The sequence below is a fragment of the Salinicola salarius genome (assembly GCF_002179555.1).
In the GTDB taxonomy this organism is placed as follows: Bacteria; Pseudomonadota; Gammaproteobacteria; order Pseudomonadales; family Halomonadaceae; genus Salinicola; species Salinicola salarius_A.
This window is the reverse complement of sequence record NZ_NHOU01000110.1, coordinates 1-1,092: the sequence shown is the minus strand read 5'-3', so window position 1 is coordinate 1,092 and position 1,092 is coordinate 1. Positions and strand designations below refer to the sequence as shown.

Here is a 1,092-nt window from a genome sequence, read left to right as displayed (position 1 = left end):
TTTCCCGGTAAAGCGCGATGAACCTTTTTTTCAGCTGGCGGCGGCGCAGCGTGACCAGCAAGGCATAGGCGGCCATCACCAGCGTGATATGACGATGCCAGCCCGTCCACGTCCGGACTTCATATTGATCCAGGCCCAGTTGGGACTTGCTCTCCTGGAAACAGCGCTCGATGTTCCACCGCGCCCCGGCGGCCAACACCAGATCCTCCAGTGATGTGCCCTCGGGGGCGAAAGTGAGGTATGCCGTCATCTCCCGCTTGTCATCCAGAGAGCGCCGTACCAACACCCCATGCTGCCACCCTTGGAACGGCCCCGGATTCACCGGCAGATAGGCCCAGTCATACTCCCGGGGTCCCTGGCTACCCGCCCCGGCGCTGAGCCGGGTCCAGCCGACGTCCCCGGGCAGGGCTTCCAGCAGGACGCCCACTTTACGTTGTTCCAGCCCCTGCCAGACATGCGCCTTGCGGCTGACCGCCATCACATAGCCCTGACCGCGCTCCTCCAGCGTCCAGCGCAACCGAAAGGACTCGCCATAAACGGCATCTCCCGTCACCCAGCGGGCGTGACGCCGCTATCAAGTGCCCGGACCAGCATCTCCCGGGCCAGCTCCGTCTTGGGCTTGTGACTCACGTCCTCCGGATGCCCGCCTGGCGGCAGCGTTCACGGTCCTCCGCCCAACCCCGGGGCAGAACAGAGCGCGATCCATCAATCCCTGTCCCCAGTAACTGGCATAGCCGAGGAGCACGCCAATCTGGCAGTTCTCGATCCGGCCGGGGGGTTCACATGGGAACCCTCGGTGCTGGCATCGTCCCCTCCAGGGGGCAAAGGCAAAAGGTGGGAAGGGTACGCCGTATAAGTCCAGATTGTTACAGCGAGTTAGGTGAGATGCCGGGAACGTGACCGATGATCCCGGCATTGGAGCCGTGCCACTTCATCACTCACCCCCGTACCGGAATCTTAGCTGTCTACAGGCGCTATCCATGAGGGCCCGCTTCGCGCCAGTCACGTAAACGGTGCCTGCAGGCCTCGCCCGAGCCACAGCCCATCTCATTGGGCAGCAACCCTACGCTCTGTCTGAAAAATAGACCCGTA

1 protein-coding gene is annotated in these 1,092 nt (G+C 63.1%); it reads right to left on the bottom strand.

All coding sequences use genetic code 11. The features are described from left to right. Window positions 1–517, bottom strand: a 517-nt coding sequence (locus CCD76_RS19345) for an IS701 family transposase (protein WP_143543355.1), incomplete at its 3' end; no start/stop codon positions are given. Window positions 518–1,092 lie beyond the last annotated feature (575 nt).